This is a genomic window from Roseibium sediminis (assembly GCF_008711325.1).
Lineage (GTDB): Bacteria > Pseudomonadota > Alphaproteobacteria > Rhizobiales > Stappiaceae > Roseibium > Roseibium sediminis.
In genome coordinates, this window is sequence record NZ_VXDB01000040.1 from 1 (window position 1) to 18,985 (window position 18,985).

The 18,985-nt window shown below is 57.4% G+C and carries 12 protein-coding genes, 3 pseudogenes and 1 other annotated feature; of the genes and pseudogenes, 1 reads left to right on the plus strand and 14 read right to left on the minus strand.

Features of this window, described 5'->3' with window-relative positions; translation table 11 throughout:
• Positions 1 to 48: 48 nt before the first annotated feature.
• The 13 genes and pseudogenes from F0155_RS23505 to F0155_RS21770 all read right to left on the minus strand — a co-directional run bounded on the left by F0155_RS23505 (position 49) and on the right by F0155_RS21770 (position 17,289).
• Entirely contained in the window at positions 49 to 219 is a 171-nt protein-coding gene (locus F0155_RS23505) for a hypothetical protein (RefSeq protein WP_161599876.1), read from the minus strand.
• Entirely contained in the window at positions 216 to 3,515 is a 3,300-nt protein-coding gene (locus F0155_RS21715; protein WP_150526670.1) for a TM0106 family RecB-like putative nuclease, read from the minus strand. Before F0155_RS21715 ends, F0155_RS23505 begins: the two co-directional genes overlap by 4 nt.
• Positions 3,516 to 3,667: 152 nt before the next feature.
• Positions 3,668 to 4,012, minus strand: a pseudogene (locus F0155_RS21720) (integrase core domain-containing protein); the annotation flags it as partial.
• A 42-nt stretch (positions 4,013 to 4,054) separates the two neighbouring features.
• Positions 4,055 to 5,429 (minus strand): annotated as a pseudogene (locus F0155_RS21725) (IS30 family transposase).
• A gap of 47 nt (positions 5,430 to 5,476) precedes the next feature.
• Positions 5,477 to 6,246, minus strand: a pseudogene (locus F0155_RS21730) (IS3 family transposase); the annotation flags it as partial.
• Positions 5,849 to 5,965 (minus strand) — a sequence feature (AL1L pseudoknot). Its footprint overlaps the pseudogene before it by 117 nt.
• A gap of 65 nt (positions 6,247 to 6,311) precedes the next feature.
• The gene (locus F0155_RS21735; RefSeq protein ID WP_150526672.1) at positions 6,312 to 8,069 is read right to left on the minus strand and encodes an AMP-binding protein; all 1,758 of its coding nucleotides are present in this window, start codon (positions 8,067 to 8,069) and stop codon (positions 6,312 to 6,314) included.
• A 13-nt stretch (positions 8,070 to 8,082) separates the two neighbouring features.
• Complete coding sequence (locus tag F0155_RS23975) at positions 8,083 to 10,512, minus strand: amidase (protein ID WP_150526673.1); 2,430 nt, start codon at positions 10,510 to 10,512, stop codon at positions 8,083 to 8,085.
• Positions 10,509 to 11,225 (minus strand): ABC transporter ATP-binding protein, encoded by a 717-nt coding sequence (locus F0155_RS21745; protein WP_150526674.1) that lies wholly within the window; start codon positions 11,223 to 11,225, stop codon positions 10,509 to 10,511. The genes F0155_RS23975 and F0155_RS21745 overlap by 4 nt, the downstream gene beginning before the upstream one ends.
• Positions 11,218 to 12,261, minus strand: a complete 1,044-nt coding sequence (locus F0155_RS21750; protein WP_150526675.1) for a branched-chain amino acid ABC transporter permease — start codon at positions 12,259 to 12,261, stop codon at positions 11,218 to 11,220. Before F0155_RS21750 ends, F0155_RS21745 begins: the two co-directional genes overlap by 8 nt.
• Positions 12,261 to 13,127: a branched-chain amino acid ABC transporter permease gene (locus F0155_RS21755; RefSeq protein ID WP_150526676.1), complete on the minus strand. Its 867-nt coding sequence runs from the start codon at positions 13,125 to 13,127 to the stop codon at positions 12,261 to 12,263. Before F0155_RS21755 ends, F0155_RS21750 begins: the two co-directional genes overlap by 1 nt.
• Before the next feature lie 58 nt (positions 13,128 to 13,185).
• Positions 13,186 to 14,406, minus strand: coding sequence for an urea ABC transporter substrate-binding protein (locus F0155_RS21760; protein WP_150526677.1), 1,221 nt, complete (start codon positions 14,404 to 14,406; stop codon positions 13,186 to 13,188).
• 43 nt (positions 14,407 to 14,449) lie between these two features.
• Positions 14,450 to 16,039 carry a flotillin domain-containing protein gene (locus F0155_RS21765; RefSeq protein WP_150526678.1) on the minus strand — a complete coding sequence of 530 codons (1,590 nt, stop codon included), beginning with the start codon at positions 16,037 to 16,039 and terminating at the stop codon, positions 14,450 to 14,452.
• Positions 16,040 to 16,170: 131 nt separating this feature from the next.
• Positions 16,171 to 17,289 carry a substrate-binding domain-containing protein gene (locus F0155_RS21770; RefSeq protein WP_208999411.1) on the minus strand — a complete coding sequence of 373 codons (1,119 nt, stop codon included), beginning with the start codon at positions 17,287 to 17,289 and terminating at the stop codon, positions 16,171 to 16,173.
• A gap of 116 nt (positions 17,290 to 17,405) precedes the next feature.
• Here F0155_RS21770 and F0155_RS21775 point away from each other — a divergent pair, with 116 nt between their 5' ends.
• Complete coding sequence (locus F0155_RS21775) at positions 17,406 to 17,822, plus strand: MarR family winged helix-turn-helix transcriptional regulator (RefSeq protein ID WP_150526679.1); 417 nt, start codon at positions 17,406 to 17,408, stop codon at positions 17,820 to 17,822.
• Positions 17,823 to 18,186: 364 nt separating this feature from the next.
• Here the strand turns inward: F0155_RS21775 and F0155_RS21780 are convergent.
• On the minus strand, positions 18,187 to 18,985 hold a 799-nt coding region (locus F0155_RS21780), incomplete at its 5' end, for an IS3 family transposase (protein ID WP_150526680.1).

Consider the following 18,985-nt stretch of genomic DNA (forward strand, 5'->3'; position numbering starts at 1 on the left):
GTTCTCAGTGACAATTTATGGGGCCACCGGGTCAGTTCTCAGTGAAAATCAACAGTCTGCGTCCCGCTTTTCATTTGGAGAGCCATTTCGCATCGCCGTTGATCCGGCCAGTACGCAAAAGCGCCGGTTTGCTTCACCGCAGGGATATCCGCGCGCCTCGGCCTTTTCCGCCTGCAGATAGAAAAGGCTTTGGTCCACCTTGTTTTTCAAATCGCTCATTCCCCAACCCATTCCTTCAACGTACAAAGCGTGTTCACCTGTTTCATCTGTTCAATCGTCTCGCATTTGGCCTCGCGCAGCCGATCACTGCCCACCACCAACGCCAGGCCCTTGGCGCGGGAAACGGCGACGTTGATGCGGTTGAGCGAATAGAGGAAATCCATGCCGCGCGGTGCGTCCTCGGCGGCGGATGCCGTCATGGACACGATGCAGACCGGGGCTTCCTGGCCCTGGAACTTGTCGACGGTACCTACCCGGACGCCTTTGGGAAGGCTGTCGCGCAGGGCATTCACCTGAGCGCTGAAAGGGGCTACGATGATTATGTCCTCGTGGGTCAGCGGCCGCGTGCGACCGTCCTTGCCCGTCCAGGAGCCCTCCACCAGCTCTGAGATAATCTGCTCGATCTTCGCCACCTCTTCACGGGACACTTGGGCATTGCCCTCGTGCTCGACCGGCACCCACCATGCCCCGGCCTCGGGCAAGCCGGCTGCAACCACACCCTGCAGGGCGGTGTCGTGGTGGCTCGCCAGGCGATCCTCATAGACCTGCTCGGAAATGAAGGAACAGACGTCCGGATGCATGCGTCGACTGACGGTCAGGAAGATGCCGAGTTCCGGCGGGACTGTCTGATGATCGCCGAGCATGTATTCGAGGCAGGAGAGATTAGCCGGCTCTGGGTGCGAGCCCTGAATGACTTGGGGCAACTGACAAGGATCGCCGACCAGCACGATGTTGCGGGCCGCCCGGCCCATGGCCAGCATGTTGGCGAGGCTGACCTGACCGGCTTCATCGACAAACAGCCAGTCAAAGGCCTGGATGTTGTTCTGCCGGGCAAAGAAGAAGGCCGTGCCGCCGACGATGGATCCGCCGCTTTCAGCCTCCTCATTGTCGGTCACAGCCCAGATCGCACTGTCATCTGGATAGCCGTGGCTTCCCCTGCCGACCTTGTGCATAATTTCGGGCGCGCGCTTGAAACCGAATTCTCCCACGGCCTTTTCGCAGCCGAGCAGCACGTTGCGGATGGCCTCATGGCTGTTGGAGGCAACGCCGACCCGGTAGCCTGCCTGAACAAGAGTCAGGATGGCGCGGGCGCTGACGTGAGTCTTGCCGGCACCCGGCGGCCCCTGGATGGGCAGGACGGTCTCGTCCATGCGGGTGACTGCTGCCACGGCTCCGGCAACCGTGTCCTCGCCCTTGAAGATGCCACCCGTCCAGCCCTTCAGGCGGGGGTTGGAGCGGGAGAGCAGATCCTCGACCGCACGATAGGCCTTGTCATGACATTGATCAGCAATGACATTGCGGAGGGCCGAGGCAATCACATCGGTTTCCAGCGGCCAGTCCGGATGCAGCGACAGGGTCTCTTCCAGCAGATGCGCCAGCTTTGGCCCGACCTTGACGGTGACCAGCCGCCGCTCAGGATCCATATCCTCGATCGTGACCCGTGGCGGAGCGCCTTCGACCACCGATACGGTTGCCTGATCGCCCTTGTGCAGCTTGGTGTCCTGCTCCGGATATTGATAGGTGCGGGCGAAGGAGCGCTTGACCGGCATCACCCCGCCCCAGGCCCGCAGGCCGCCCAAGGTGTTGAGGTCGTCGATCAGTTCGTCCTCCTCACGACTGGTGCTGTCGAACACCGCCCATTGCGCAGGCTTCTGCTCGCGGGTATGGAAGAGCCCGAGATTGAACAGAAGCCCCTGACGCTCGGGTGACAGATCCGAGGCTTCGAGGTCGGCGCGCAAGGCTGCCACCTTCTCGTCTTCCTCAACCTGTTTCGGGGCGGCATTCACCTCCAGAACTGGCCAATCCTCGTCTGGACGGATGCCGACCAGCCAGTCGCGCAGCTTTTCCGTGGAGACACAGTCGATACGGTTGTAGTCCTCGATCTCATCAAGGATCTGCTGGTCGGCGCTGTCGCGCCAGGCCTCGTAGGCGACCACGGAGCCACCGGCGGTCTTTACCTCGCCGGCCCGCTCGATGCCGTAGAAGACCTCCAGCGACTTGATCGAATAGTTCGGCTCGGAAATCTGGATACCCCCGCGCACCACTGCATAGAGATCGACAAAACGGCTTTCTCGCTGCAGGCGGTCCAGGAAGGCTTCGCCGATGCCGTATTTGGTTGTAAGCCGGCGCAGCGCCGTCACCTCGTAAGGGGCATAGTGATAGATGCGGGCCTGCGGATACTGCTCCAGCCGCTTGCGGAAGAACTCCAGCAGGTCGCGCAAGGCTTCAGCTTCGGCCTTGTGATCGTGGGCCCAGAAGGCCTCGAAGGTGCCGTCAAACCAGAGGCCGTGCAAATATTCCAGCCCGCCGTCGACATGCGGATCGCCTTCAATGTCATAGAAGAGATCTCCCGGCTGGGGCTGCGGCAGGAGCGCAAAGCCCTTTCCCAACTGTCGAGGACGCAGCTCGTAGGCAGGCTCCCCGTTCTTGCGCGCCTGCTGCAGTCGCGCCTGACCCTTCAGCCGGTCCAGCGTCCCCTCTCCGATGCCGCGCACCCGGCCGGTTGCCTCAGACAATTGCTCAAGCGTGCGGATGTCCGCGCGTTCCAGTTTCTTGACTTGGGTCTTCATGATGTTGGCAACCTGGAACAAGCTGTCCTCGTCCTTCCAGGTTGCCGCACACTGCTCGCGCCAGCGGCAGAGGCCGCAATCGCTGCAAGGGATCGGCCGCGTGGCGGACGGCACCTGTACAAACGCTTCCAGCCGCTTGCGGGCGTGGCGGGCATAGTAGCGGTAGTCGGCCAGGCGCAGGGTGGCGCGGCTGCCATCGCCGAGCTCCACATGGGCGAAGTCGGGTGCCCGGCCCTGAAGATCGGTCAGGAGATCCGAATAGAGGACAAGCTGCAACACATGCTTAGGGTGTGCCCGGCGCTTGAGCTTGGTGTCGCTAACCTCGTAGCTGAAAGCTCCCAAGTCGGAAGGTGTTCCCACTCGCTCCAGAAAGTCGGACCAGCCGCCCCAGGAAATGCCCGACCGATCCGAATATCCGTGGAAGGCGCCTTGAAAAATAACGCTGGCACCGGTCTGCAGGGCCAGCCGCGTCTCTTCGGCCTTCGCGTTCAGGTCGCCACGATCGATTTCGATGACATCATCGTACCGGGCCTTCAGCTTCTGAAGATGGGCCGCCTCATGAGCATCGCCATGTTTCTGCAGCAACTCGGCATCCTCGCTGTCGGCACAAGGATGAAGGTCGCCCCCCCGCCCGTACGCAAGATCCAGAGCCGTGGCATGACGGCAGCCCGTGAAACGTATGAGATCCGTTGCGGAAAGCAGGATATTTGACCCATTGAACTTCATGTAGATACCGACAGAAACTGCAACCGGAATGCGAATCAACTAAATAATAGGCATAATCTTCAATAAGTTAGATGGGTGTCAAATACTGAAACGGCGCCAATGTCATTCTCCAAGGCACTAGATCTAATCCGTGTCGCAAGGCTTGGCCAAAACCGGTGTGCGTAGTTGTAGGCTGCGATGAAATCGGTGAGGTGAGTTTCAAGTTGGGAATGGGTGTCGTAATGATACCGTTTGACCGTCGCCTCTTTGATCGTCCGGTTCATCCGCTCGACCTGCCCTTTGGTCCAGGGGTGGTTCACCTTGGTCAGGCGCTGATCGATGCCATTCTCTCGGCAGACACGGCTGAAAATATGCTCGAATGCGAACTGATCTTGCTTGCGATTGGTGAACTGGATCCCGTTTTCCGTGAGATCCGTATGGATCGTGTAGGGCACTGCCGCGATTAGATTGCGCAGGATTTGGGCGGCTATCATCTTGCCCGCCTTCTCATGCAACTCGACGGCGGATTCAAACGGTCGTTGCAACGGTTAATTGATATCTCATGTTAGGACCGCTTCCAACGCTTCTGCGGGCGTTTCCCATCCGAGCGTTTTTCGGGGTCGATTGTTCAAAGTGTATGCGACAGCATCGAGAGTGCTTTCGTCATGGGTGCTGAGATCTGTGCCTTTTGGAAAGTACTGGCGCAATAATCCGTTGGTGTTCTCGTTGCTGCCGCGTTGCCAGGGACTTTGTGGGTCGCAGAAGAAGACCTGGATGCCGGTGTGCTCCTTCAACTTCTCATGCTGAGCCATCTCCGCACCTTGGTCCCACGTTAGCGATCTGCGCAGATGCTTAGGAAGAGATTGAATAGATTTGGTGATGGCATCTCGAACAGCTTCAGCTCCATGACCAGCAAGCGCAGGGCCGTTCTTTTTCCGTGGCCCGGTACCATGGCCCGGCATCGGTGGAAGATGCAGTAAAAGGGTGAAGCGCGTTGAGCGTTCTACCAGGGTGCCGATCGCCGAGCTATTCAGGCCGAGGATCAGGTCACCTTCCCAATGACCCGGGACAGCACGATCATCTGCTTCAGCGGGACGTTCGCTGATCATGATCTGATCAGACACAAACGCTTTACCTTTACTCTTTCGCCGCGCGCGTGGGACACGCAACGCCCGGCCAGATCGCAGGCAGGCAACCAACTCCCTCCGCAACGCACCACGTCCCTGAATAAACAGAGACTGGTAAATGGCCTCATGGCTGATACGCATCATCGGGTCATCCGGATAATCTAGTGGCAGACGGCGGGCGATTTGTTCTGGGCTCCAGGCCGTTGCCCATCTGCGATGTTGTCGACGGACAGATCGTCTTTTTGTCCATGGCACATCAGGTCCCGCTATGATGTTCCCATTTAGGTCAGACACCTGACCCGAAAGCCGATCTTCAACATATTGCCGCAAGGCGTCCTTCTGCGCCAGTTTTGTTATCTTCGGTCGGCGCGCGGCGCGATCCGCGTGCCATTGAGCGGTGGTTGCGCGATACTCAAACCCTCCAGAACGTGTCGCTGCATTCCGACGAAGTTCCCGAGAAATGGTCGAGGCGGAGCGCCCAATCTTCCGGGCAATGGCACTGACACCAAGGCCTTGTGCTCTGTACAACGCAATCTCTTCGCGCTCAGAGAAACAAAGGTATCGACCGGAAAGCGGCCTAGATGAATTGGCAAACTTTGACGGTGGCATACCCCCGAGCCTCTCGAAACCAACGACTGCCAACTGGGGCAGACGCACCAGCTTGCACGCCAGCCTCTTCGCTGGAAATACCTTGCTTGATCAGTTGCCAAAATCTCACCTGCTGCACGCGTAACGCCGCCCGCGGCCGCCCTGGCGAAGATAACTTGCTTCGTGTGCTGCGCGCCGAGGCGCGTTTGCGATCTGTCATCACAACCTCCAATTTGGAACCGTTACAACGACCGTTTGAATCCGCCCATAGACGAAGCCCTGCCAGGTGGCCACGTATGTGAAAGCCGAAACCCAGAGCCTGTTCGGTGCCGGAGCCTTGAACTGTCGGTTCACACGGTCGAGCGGACTGGGCGCAGACTTGTCCGGAAACGTCGTTTTGACCGGTTTGCCCCGGATGATCCCCTGAAGCCCCATGGACCTCATGAGCCGGGCAACGGTACAACGGGCGACATCGAAGCCTTCCCGCTGCAATTGCCGCCAGACCTTGCGCACGCCATAGACCCGGAAATTCTCTTCAAACACACGGCGTATCTCGATCTTCAAGGCGATATCGCGGCGCGCGCGGACTGAAAGCCGGTCCACGTCCTCACGCTTGGCGATGTTCTCATAATAGGTCGATGGGGCAATCGGCAGCAGTCTGCAAATCGGCTCGACCCCAAACGCACCTCGATGTTCCTCGATGAAGGAAATCATCGCTTCAGTGGGCGGTCGAGCTCCGCCATCGCGAAATAAGCAGACGCCTTGCGCAGGATCTCGTTGGCCTGACGAAGCTCACGGTTCTCCCGCTCCAGGGCCTTCATCTTCTCGGCCATCTCCGTCGGAATGCCAGCCCGGGCGCCGCTATCAACCTCGGACCTCTTGACCCATTCGTTCAACGTGTGCGCCGAGCAGCCGATCTTCGCTGCTATCGATACAATCGCCTGCCAGCGAGACCTGTGCTGGCCTTCATTATCCAGCACAAGGCGAACCGCTCGTTCTCGGACTTCAGGGGAAAACTTGTTCGTCGTTTTGCTCATCGTGCTCCATCCTACTCAGGTGTTGGAGCCTCCGGCAAACCCGGCGCCGTTCAACATTTTGACTGTCATGAAGTTGCCAACTCATCTTCCATCGTCTTGCGCATGACAAACTTCTGCGCCTTGCCGGTTACTGTCATTGGGAATTCGCTCACCACACGGACATAACGCGGAACCTTGTAGTGGGCGATCTGTCCCTTGCAAAAATCCCTGACGTCCTCCTCTCCGAGCTCGACACCCGGCGGCAGCGTGATCCAGGCGCACACTTCCTCGCCGTACCGTTCGTCCGGAACCCCAAAGACCTGAACCTCCGCAATCTTGGGATGGGTGATCAGAAACTCTTCGATCTCACGTGGATAGATATTTTCACCACCCCGGATGATCATGTCCTTCACGCGCCCGACGATGGAACAAAACCCCTCATCGTCGAAGTGCGCCAAATCGCCGGTCTTCATCCAGCCGTCGTGAATGCTTTCAGCCGTTTTGTCCTGATCTTCCCAATAGCCCTTCATCACTGAATAGCCACGGGTGCACAGTTCCCCCGACGAGCCCACGGGAACAATCTGCCCCTCCGCATCAACGATCTTAACCTCAAGATGCGGATGGATGCGGCCAACCGTTTCACAGCGCTTGTCGAGCGGATCGTGGGTAAAGCTCTGGAAGGAAACGGGGGACGTTTCCGTCATGCCATAGCAGATCGTCACTTCGTGCATGTTCATCTGCGACTGAACTTTTCGCATAACCTCGACCGGGCATGGCGCCCCTGCCATGATGCCTGTGCGAAGGGCGGACAGATTGCGCGGCTTGTTTTCCATATCCTGCAGCATGGCAACAAACATGGTCGGTACGCCATACACCGCCGTACAGCGCTCCTTGTCCAGGACATCCAGCGTGCGAACCGGATCAAATGCCTCACCGGGAAAGATCATTGCAGCGCCCTTGCTGACACAGCCAAGCACGCCCATCACCATGCCGAAACAGTGGTAAAGCGGCACCGGAATCGCCAACCGGTCGTTTTCCGTAAAATCAATACGATCCGTCACAAACCGAGCGTTATTGACAATGTTGTAATGCGAGAGCGTCGCTCCCTTGGGCTTGCCGGTCGTGCCGGAAGTGAACTGGATGTTGATCGCATCATCCGGCGAAAGCGTCTTGTCGATGGCCGAAAGACGCAACAGTTGGGCAGGCCCTCCAAGGCGGCGCAGTTCATCAAAGGCATACATGCCCTGAACCGCCGGCGCGCCCATGACCGCGACGATCTTGAGATACGGAAGTTTGACCGCGTTCAGCCTTCCCGGCTTTGCCGTTTCCAGCTCAGGCGCCAACGCCCGGATCATGCCCACATAGTCGGATGACTTGAAGGACGGCGCGAGAATAAGCGCCTTGCAGCTCACCTTGTTGAGCGCGTATTCGAGTTCAGAGAGGCGGTAAGCCGGATTGATGTTGACCAAGATGATGCCGATCCGCGCAGTCGCAAACTGGGTCAGCACCCACTCATAGCGGTTGGGCGACCAGATCCCGAGCCGGTCGCCTTTTTCGAGCCCAAGCGCCAGCAAACCAGCAGCCAACTCATCAACCTGACGGTCGAAATCATAATAGCTGAGGCGAACATCCTGTTCAGAGAACACCACCGCATCACGCGGGCCGAAGCGCGAAACGGTGTCGCGCAGCATTTGGGGAATGGTGACATAGGCAAGCTGCTCACGAGTGCTTCCACGAACGTAGGATTGCCCGTCGAACGGCGCACCGGCGTTTTCATCTGTCTGGCGTTCCGTACCGCCAATCGCCGAAATTCTTCCCGACAGGCTCTCATTCAGGATCGACATCTCCAAACCCTCCCTACATGGCGCGCCAGTCACCGCTTTGTTCAAAGGCATGCGCGGCCTGGTATATTTTCAACTCACCGTAATTGGGTCCGACCAGCATCAGACCAATGGGCAATCCTTCGCTCAATCCACAAGGGAGGCTCATCGCTGGCAGGCCACCGTTGAAGGGCGCCGTGTTACCAACCATCTCAAACGCCTTTTGAACAAAGACACTGATCGAGCAGTCGGCAGGTGGAATTTCCTGTGCTTTCATCGGCAGGGTGGGCAGCAGCAATAGGTCATACTGCTTGAGGGCAGCCAGATACCGTTCATTGGCCTTGCGCATCAGGTTCTGTCCCTTGCCGTAAAAGCGGCCGCGATACTGCGTTTGGAAATACTCGCCTGTGAACATGCAGACTTTTAATGAATGGCTCAGCTCATCTGCCCGCCTGCGCCACTGCGCCATGTGATCGACCATCGACGGCAGGAACAAGCCCCTGTAATTCGTGCCGGACGAGTTCCCGTGCATCATCCCGTCCACCAAGCCTTCCAGCGTGATGGCAGTCCAGGCGTCCATGGCCAAATGATGTTCGGGGACTGAAATCTCTTCAACCCGAGCACCGAGCTCACGGAACCGATCCGCTGCAGCTCTCACCTTTTGATCGACATCGGGTTCGCTTTCAGGCCGATCAAATCCCTCCTTTAACAGCCCAATCCTAAGGCCATGCGCCCCGCGCCCGAGCGCTTCGGTGTAGCGGTATGTCTTTGGGCTGTATTGGCGTGGGTCCAGCCCGTCCTCTCCCGCCAGAACCTCCAAAAGCAGCGCATTGTCGGCAACATTGTTGGTGACAGGGCCAACATGATCAATTGTCTGCTCGATGGGCATGACGCCGGTATACGGCACCAGCCCATGTGTTGGCTTCATGCCATAGGCACCGCAATTGGACGAGGGAATACGGATTGACCCGCCCTGATCACCGGCGATCGCCATATCGACTTCGCCAGCTGCAACCAGCGCGGCCGAGCCGCCCGAAGACCCACCAGCCATGTAACCACGCTTCCACGGATTGTGGATCGGCCCCTTTGCGCCGGTATGCGAGCCGCCGGAGAGGCAGAAGTTTTCGCAATGCGCCTTGCCAACGATGGTTGCACCGGCATCCAGCATGCGGGTGACAATGGTTGCATCGATCTCGGGTGTGTAACCCTCCATGATCGACGACCCGTTCATCATGGGAACACCCGCAAGACAGACCGTATCCTTGAGGACGATCCGTTTGCCCCGCAAAGGCCCATCTGCCGCACCGCGCACTTCGGTCTTCACATACCAGGCATTCAGCGGGTTTTCGGAGATATCCGGAAAGTATCCCGGCGATCTTGGATAGCGAACTTCGGGCAAGTTGTCCGGCATGGCGTCCAGGCGGTCATAGGCCTGCATATAGGGTTCCATCAAATGGCTGAACTCGGTGAGATCCTCATCCGATAGCGACATGCCAAACCGGTTGGCCATGTCGCGCATCTGCGCCAAAGTTGGACGTCTGATGGTCATGCTGGTCACCGCTGAAGTTGAAGACTGTTCTTGAAGGAAAGTGGGGGGGGATTGGGCCGCGCTGCCTACAGAATCCAAAGCGCCGCCTTGCACCTCGGCCCTAGGCAAAGAAACTGCTGGCGATATCCGGTTCGGCCCGGCGCGCGTTGCCCGTGCTGCACCGAAGCCGAGGAAGCTGTCGACCTTGGACTTGTCGGAAAGCTCAGCGCGGGTGAGCGAACCGGTGATTTGCCCCCGCTCCAGAATGAGGACCCGATCGGAAAGGTCCGCAATCATGTCGAAGTTCTGCTCGACAAGGAGAATGGACAGGCCACGACGTTTTCGGATGTCGTGCAAGGTCTCCGACATTTCCTCTATGATCGAGGGCTGGATGCCTTCTGTAGGTTCGTCCAGAAGCAGGAATTCGGGATCGCCCATCAGGCATCGGGCCAAAGCCAGAAGCTGTTGCTCCCCCCCGGAAAGAGCCCCACCGTCCCGATCCAAAAGGCGGGTCAGGCGCGGAAAATCTGCCAGCACGGCATCGACAGTGTCATCAACAGGTCCGCCCGCATACTCCTGCCAGGCAAATGTCAGGTTCTCGCGCACACTCAGCTGCGGGAAGATACCCCGCCCTTGCGGCACATAGCCAACCCCGCGCCGTGCCCGCTCATACGGTGTGGAATAGGTGATATCCTGTTCATGGAAACGGACGGTTCCAGAGGTCGGCGCAATGAACCCCATGAGTGTCTTGAGCAAGGTTGTCTTGCCCATGCCGTTGTGCCCGAGAATGCCGACGACTTCGTGTTCCAACACTTCGATATTGATACCATGCAAGATCGGCACCTTGCCGTAACCCGCACTGAGACCACGCACTTCCAGCACCTGGGATGCCGATGATCGGGACGCTGGAGCCGGAGATGTTGCTGCCACGCGGTTCATGCGTTCTTCCCCAGATAGACATTGCGAACGGTCGGATCAGCCATGACCCGATCGACGTGGTCTTCCATCAAGATGCTTCCCTGGTGAAAGACCGTCACGGTGGACGCGATGGAACGGATGAACTGCATGTCGTGTTCCACGATGATGATCGCGGCGGTGCGGTTCAGCTCATAGATGATGCCGGTCATGCGCTCCACATCCTCCGCGCTCATGCCAGCAGCGGGCTCGTCCAGAAGCACCAGCCAGGGATCGGTGACTGCGACGATCCCCAGTTCAACCCGCTGGCGCTCGCCATGAGCCAGTTGACCGAGATCACGTCGAGAAAGGTCTCCAAGACCCAACCGTTCGATAATGTCCCTGGTACGCTGGCTGGCCTCCCGGCTCGGCAGGAAACGTCTTGCCGCAAGCCAGATGTTTTCATGAACGCTGAGCCCGTCCATGACGTTTGGAACTTGTGTCTTGATACCGACCCCCAGCGAGGCAACTTGATGGGGTCGCCAGTCGGTCGTTTCCTGTCCGCGCATGTAGACAGTGCCGCTGGTGGGTGTTTGCAACCCGGTCACACATTTGAAGAATGTCGACTTGCCCGCGCCATTTGGCCCGATCAGGCAGCGCAGTTCACGGCGACCCAGGCGAAAATCCACATTGTTGGCCGCAACCACGCCGCCGAAGCGCATTGTGAGACCATGGGTTTCGAGAACCGTTTCAACCATGACTGACAGCTCCCCTGCCCGCCCGGTTTCGCCGCAGTGCCGTAGCTTTTCCTGCCCCCCGTCTGCCGAAAAGCGTGGTCCAACCCGAAACAACGGCGGGAACGATTCCCTTTGGCAGGAAGAGCACGAACAGGACCAGGATCAGCCCCATGATCACCGTGTTGTCGACGAGGGTTTGCTGGCCCAGCAGAAACTTGAGGTAGGCAAGCGCCGCCGCCCCGATGATCGGCCCGAAGCGCGTTCCAAGCCCACCGGCAATGCACCAGATAATGATTTCAGCGGACTGCCCAAGCGAAAACAGGCTCGGCGTCACGATTTCCGCCCAGTTCGCAAACAGAGCACCTGCAAGACCGGCGATGGCCGCGCCAAGGGCAAACAGCAGCGTTTTGCGAGCGGCAACGTCATACCCCATCAACGACATGCGGGTTTCATTCTCGCGGATCCCCACGGCAATGCGTCCAAAGGGCGAAGCCAGCAGCCACGAGACCAGAAGCAGCACAACAACCAGAGCTGCGGCCGCAAAGTAGTAGAGCCCATCCCCCCAGATATAGCTGTCGGGATTACCCGGCACGTTGAGGGTCTGGAACCCCGGAATGCCATTGAAGCCTCCAAGCCGCGCTTTGCCCAATACAAATTGCGGCCCGGCGGTGGAATTGATGAACCGATAGAGGATAAGCGTTACCACCAGCGTGATCACGCCCACATAAACATCTCCGAGCCGTCCATAGAACATCATCGCCCCAAGCATCATCGCGAAGATAAATGGAACGATGATGGCCAACAGCATGGGCAAGGTGCTCTCACCGATGTTGATCGCTGCAATGGCATAGGTGTACGCACCTAGCCCAAAGAATGCCGCCTGCCCGAAGCACAGGATACCGCCATATCCCCAGATGAGACCAAGGCTGAGTGCGAGCATGCCGTAGACGATCAGGACGGTCAGCGTGTAGGTGCTGATGACAAGCGGGGCGATCCAGACCAAAACGCCAGCTGTGACGAGAAGGGCAAACGCGTCCCTGCCAAACTGGTTCTGCATCAGACTTTCCCCTTGAAGAACCGGCCCGTAATGCCTTGAGGCATCAGGCGCAGGAGAACGACAGCAGCAACAAGCAGGGCGATTTCACCGGCCATAGGCGAAATCGAGAAGGCAAAGACCTGTGAGGTGACGCCGAAAAGACCTGCACTGCTCGCAAGACCGGCGATAAGCGACGGCCCGCCCGCAATGACCGTGATGAAAGCCTTGGCGATGTAAGCCCCGCCAGACGTTGGAACCAGTCCGACCAGCGGCGCAAGTACAGCGCCAGCGAGGCCGGACAGAGCAGCACCGCAGAAAAAAGTTGCCATATAGATCCGGCTTGGACTGTAACCCAGCGCCGCAGCCATGTCGGCCCGCTGCATGGCACCCCGGGCAATCAGCCCCAGACGTGTCAGCTTGAGCACAATGTAAAGACCGAGAACGAGCACCATCGCTACCAGGATGATGAAGAAATTGTATCCGTTGATTTGATAGGTGCCGACCGAAAAACCGGAGATCGGGGTGGAAATTCCGGTGGTCGTGTTGCCGAAGATCATCGTGGCAAGACCGATGAAAAGCAGGCTGATGCCCCAGGTGGCCAACATTGTGTCGACCAAGCGCCCGTAAAGATGCCGGATGACCAGTCGCTCAACGACAAGCCCGATCAGGCCAACGGTAATGGGCGCGATCACCAGCATGGCGATAAAGACATTAACGCCCTGATTGACCGCGACAATTGTCGCATACCCCCCCAGCATCATGAATTCGCCATGCGCGAGGTTGATCACCTTCATCATTCCAAACACCACTGCCAGACCGGCGCTGATGAGAATGAGGGAGGCAATCGAATAGAGAATTTCGACCAGAATGACCGCAAAAAGGTCCATGCCACACATCCCGACTGTTGCGACCCGGAGCACAAGACCCCGGGCCGTTTTGTTGGTGTCAGATCTGGATTTCGTACTGGGTGTTGTCGTCCGGGTTGGCCCTGAGATCACAGACGGACTGTGTGTCGATCGGCTGGCGTTGTGTCAGCGTTTCAATGACCTTCATCTTCTGGTTCTCGAATTCCATGATGTGAACATCGAGCACCGCATGATGGGTCTTCGGATCAACTGCAATGCGCCCGGATGGACCATCAATGGCGATACCGGATTCCATCGCCTCGATCAGCGCGCCCCGTTCGGTCGTCCCTGCCTTGCGAACAGCCTCGGCCCAGGTGTGAACCCCCTGGTAATTGGAGACCGCAATCTCGTGGATGGCGTTGGCATCGCCATACTCTTCTGCCCAACGCCCCTTGAAGTCGGCGTTTGCTGGCGTTTCAAGATCCTGGCTGTAATTGTAGGCAACCATGATGCCGTCGCCTTCTTCAGCCGTCAGCACCTTGTGTTCGTTGCCCACACCGAGCGTCGTGGACGCGAGTGCGATCTTGTCCTTCATGCCTGCTGCCGCCCATTGGCGGAAAAAGGACAAATGTGCACCGCCGACCAGCGGCGCGATGACGAGATCTGGCGCAGCCGTTTGAACCTTGGCGATGGTGGCACCAAAATCGGCGACATCAAGGGGAAAGAAGTCCATGCCAACGATTTCGCCGCCATTGTCCGTGACGATTTTTTGGATCCAGCGGGCTGTAATCTGGCCGTAATTGTAATCGGCTGCGAGGATGTAAACCTTTTTGCCTGACTTGCCCATGGCGTAGGGGACCAGAGCTTCCACCTGTTGTGCCGGTGTGACACCGTTGATGAAGATGTTCCGGTCACAGACACCTCCCTCATAGAGCACATTGTAAAAATACGGCGTCCTGGTCTTCCTCATGGTCTGACGGATGGCTTCGCGCGAGGCGGACAGAATGCCGCCATGCACCACATCAACCTTGTCCTGACGGGTCAGTTGCTGCCCATACTGGGTGTAGAGCGCCATGTCCGACTGGGTGTCATAGGCGATCACTTCCAGCTGCTTGCCCAGCAAACCGCCTGCCGCGTTGATCTCCTTCACGGCAAGGCGCAAGGCCATATCCATCGGCTTGCCGTAGGCATCAAAAATGCCGGACGTGTCTAAAATGGAACCAACCTTGATCGTGTCTCCGGCGGCAAAAGCAGGTCTGACAAGTCCGGCCGCGGCCAGCGCTGAGGTACCGGCAAGGAGTTGCCGTCTATTGACTATCATGATGTGTCCTCCCGAAAAGTTAGGCTAAGGCAGGCTTGTTCGCCTACTCTTTGTCTTTTGGTTTCACGCGGTTGGCGTAATCAGCCGTGCGTCCGGCCAAGTTGGCGTCGAACTCCACGCCGATCTGATCACCAAGCTGTTTCATGGCCGGCAAACGCACCGCCATACCCAATATCTGTTCCATCGCGGAGCCGAACGCGGACGAACTGGCATCGCCGCCGGCCTCTGATCCACCAAGGCCACCAATGTGATTGATGCGAATGGAGTCGATCTTCTCGACCGGTTTCATCATCTGCCCCATGATCTCGGGCAGGCGTTCCAGTCGCGTTTTTTCCAAACGCATGCGGATAACCGGTTCGCTCAAGGTATTTTCTGCAGAATTGAGCGCCACGGTCCCAGCCGCTTCCGCCTCCATGCGGATACGAGCTGCTTCTGCCTTCGTGCGCGTAGCAGCAGCTTCCGCCTCAGCCTTGGCAAGCATTGTGTTCACGTCGGTGCGAACCTGCGCTTCCATCAGCTCATTTTCCTTCTTCTGACGCAAATGAGCCACTTCGCGTTCGCGCTCGCTGACAGCAAGATCCTTCTGACGCTGCACTTCTTCTGCCGCGAGCAGAACCTGAGCGCGGGCGGCCTCTTCTTCCGCCCTTGCGGTCGCTTCTTCCGCACGCTTGTGGGCCAGCGCCATGTCATTGGCGATCTTCAACTCTTCCAGAGACAGGATTGCGGCCATCTCGGTGCGACGCAGAGCCTCATCATTTGCAACCTGCGCAGCCTTAGCTTTCTGCTCTGCCTCGATCCGGCTAGTATCGCTCGCCAGCCGCGCAGCAATAGCCGCCTGCTCTGATCGTGATCGAGCGTCGGCATCAAGTTTTTCCAGATATTCCTGCTGAGCAATGCGGGCTTCGCGCTCCTCACGCTCCAGCTCCAGCTGCCGCTGCACTTGGGCAAGCTTGCTTTGCCGGACAGCAAGCTCGGTCTGGGTTTCGATTGCAACCCGCGTCTTGCGTTCTTCTGCAACCAACTCAGCTAAACGGCGCATCCCCTGCGCATGGAACGCATTGTTTTCATTGACCTGGGCAAGGCTGCTCTGGTCGATGGAAAGGAGCGACGTGCTGATCAGTTCCAATCCAAGCTTGCGTGCTTGCGCTTCGACGGCATCGGCGACATCGCGGGTAAACTCAGTTCGCTCAAGATGAATGTCGGTGAGCGAGCGATTGGCTGCGGCCACTTGCATGGCATCCACAAGCGTTCCCGCCAGCGTCTCCCGCACCGCCTCACCGCCTCGGGCAATTCGATGACCCAGCGATTGCGCCGCCAACGCAACAGATTCGCCCGTTGGAGCAACCCGAAGCTCGAATTCCATTTCCACATCTGCGCGCAACTGGTCGCGCGTCATCAATGCGTCCTGCCCTTTGCGAACAGAGACAAAGCGCACCGTGCCCATGGAAACTCTTTGCACCTGATGCAGAATGGGAAGAGCGAGGCAGGCTCCATCAAGCACCACTTTCCGTCCGCCCAAACCTGTGCGGACCAGCGCACTATCGAGAGTGGATTTTGCGTAAAACCGCTGCAGGAACCACACGGCGATGGCGATTACGATCACCAGAACGATCAGGGACAACACCCACGCCATAAACACCCCTCCCAAGCTGTATTAGCGGTCTTCACTACAGCTGTTGCCAGCTGCTCAAACCTTGGGAGGTTTTATTTTCCAATTCAAGTAAATTATTTTCCTAGGACATTATTTTTGATAAAGCACTGTATTTATAGCTTTTTCAGAATCTCAAATTTCAAATTATCGGCCCGAGCAAGGTAAACTGGCCCACCAAGCCCTTCAGTGCCGTCAGCTGTGCGTACAGTCTTTCGCGGCAGGTCGCGCAAGCGTTCAAAACTCAATTCCCGCCAATTCTCGTGTTTGTGCTGCATGAGGCCCGCAAGAAAGTGAACCCCTTCATAGGTTGACTGCCCCAGCGTATTCAGCACCGGCGCATGCTCGCCATGAATGGAATAATACACCTCTCTGAAAGCCGCATTTTCTTCGGTTTCCAGCGTTGCAAAATAGGAGGAAACCGAAAAGAGCCGCTGCACATTTCGAGGACCGCAGGCGAGCAAGCCATTTTCTTCAATCGCACACGAAAGCCGGATCATGCGCTCATCCAGCCCCGCCTTACCAAAGGCCCGGTTGAACGAAATGGCGTCCTGTCCCACCAGCGACAGAAGTACCGCATCGGCTTTTGATGCTGCCACCCGCTCCACCAGCTGCTTCATGTCGGCACGGCCAAAGGATATATATTCTTCATGCCGGATTGGCACACCAAGATCCTTCAGGAAGTGTTTCGCATATGAGTTGAACGACCGGGGCCAGACATAGTCGTTTCCAACAAGAGCCCATCCCTTCAGCTGATAGATGTCCTGAAGGGCGGCCAATGACGGGGCGAGTTGTTTGTCGGGCGTATCCCCGATTGCAAAGATCCCCGGTGTCGTTTCCCCCCCTTCATAGAGAGGGGTGTAGATATAGGGAATGCGTTTGCGCACGACTTTGCTGAGGCGTTGGCGGACTGCGCTGATGTGCATCCCCACGATGGCATCGATTGCGCGGGTTTCAATCAGTTCATTGACGACTTCCTCAACCAGGGCACCCGTTTCAATGGCCGCATCGATCATCACCATCTGCACCTGTCGCCCGCCAATTCCGCCCTTTCGGTTGAGTTCGGCAACAGCGACCTGCGCACAAGAAATGCAAGAGGGAGCCCAGATCCCAGCAGATCCGCACATGGGGATCAAAAGTCCGATGCGAAATATGTTCGTGTCCCACGCCATCCCTTCACGGTGGATGTCGGATAATTCGGTCACGACGAGCAGATCTGTGGCGTCCCGGTACACGCGCCTCCTCCACCCGACCATTGGACATCCCTACAACGGAATTGAAATTATATTCCTAGTCAACTAATTTCTGTGTAACCAGTTATTCCCGCGCCCAGCATTCATTTGGAACGTAGATGATCGAGTCCTATCTCGCCTATTCACTTTCAGCGGCCCACAAGTCGGTAAACCAGTCTCTGGCAAACCGGGCAAAAGCTCATGGCATTCAGATCGAAGCCTGGCGCGTCCTTGAAGCGCTGGATGCGGATGAAAAGCTAACCATGGGCTACCTGGCCACAATTGTTCTGATGAACCCTTCCGCCCTGAGCAAGCTGGTAGACCGCATGGTCTCCGACGGCCTCGTTCATCGCCAGATCGCCCAGGAAGACCAGCGGCAAGTGCATCTTCATTTGACTGCACTCGGGCAAAAACGGATGTTGCAAGTCCGCGAAAAAGCAATTGAGCTGGATCAGTCTATCCGGAAAATTTTGGGAGAAGACAAAACAGCAGCCCTGCAAGACATGCTTGCTACACTGGCGCAACATCGGGCTTAAAAGTAACCACAGAAGCGCTTGCGCGCATATCGTCAGAAACTAGATTGGCATTTCCAAGTTAAATTGATTTGTTTGACATTTGCCCGTTGGTTCGAACTTCAGGTTTAACCTTTCCCCCGAGAGCCCGAAGCCAGAAGTTCAAGGTGCCAGCTTTTCTGCTGACCGCTTGTTACTCCCCCCGCAAGACCGGTAGATATAACCCGGTCCTAGGACAAACGGGCCATCGCTTGCTCCTTGTACACAGGTGTGAAGTGCTGTCCCGTCTGCTTCGTCATTACCATCTCCCCTTCTGTCCGTCGTCAGGGATTTTTGGACAGCTATGAGCGTTGTTTAAGGGAGTATCTGGCTCATCTGTTTGTCGATATTAGGCGGCCTGTTTGCGGTGTTGCAAGCGCCGTTGTGCGATGGTGCTTTGTTTGATCCTATCTCGTTTGCGCAGGATTTGTTCGCCGCGCCCGCAGTAGACGTCAGCGGGCGTCAGGTTCTTCAAGCTCTCGTGGTATCGGTGATGATTGTAGTGGCTGATGAACTTGCCTATCTGGGCTTTGAGGTCACCGGGCAGGAAGTAATTCTCCAGAAGGATCCGATTTTTCAAGGTCTGATGCCATCTCTCGATTTTGCCCTGCGTTTGGGGGTGGTATGGGGCTCCACGCACATGGTCCATGCCCTTGTCGTCGAGCCAGTCGGCCAGCTCACCGGCGATGTAACTCGACCCATTGTCCGACAATAGTCTTGGCCGGTGGCGGACACTGGCCTGATTACAGCCTGAAGCCTGCAAGGCCAGTTCCAACGTATCAGTGACATCACTGGCCAACATCGTCGTACACAGCTTCCACGCGATGACATAGCGGCTGTAATCATCAAGGATTGTTGACAGGTAAAACCAACCCCAGCCAATAACCTTCAGATAGGTGAAGTCTGTCTGCCACAGTTCATTGGGCGCTGTGGTCTTGTTCTTGAACTCGTCAGCAGCCTTGACCACAATAAAGGTCGGACTGGTGATGAGGTCATGGGCTTTCAGCAACCGGTAAACACTGGCCTCAGACACGAAGTACTGCTTTGTGTCCGTAAACCGGACAGCCAGCTCCCGAGGCGAGAGTTCCGGTTCTTCCAGGGCCAGATCAATGACCTGTTGGCGAATATCATCGGGGATCCTGTTCCAG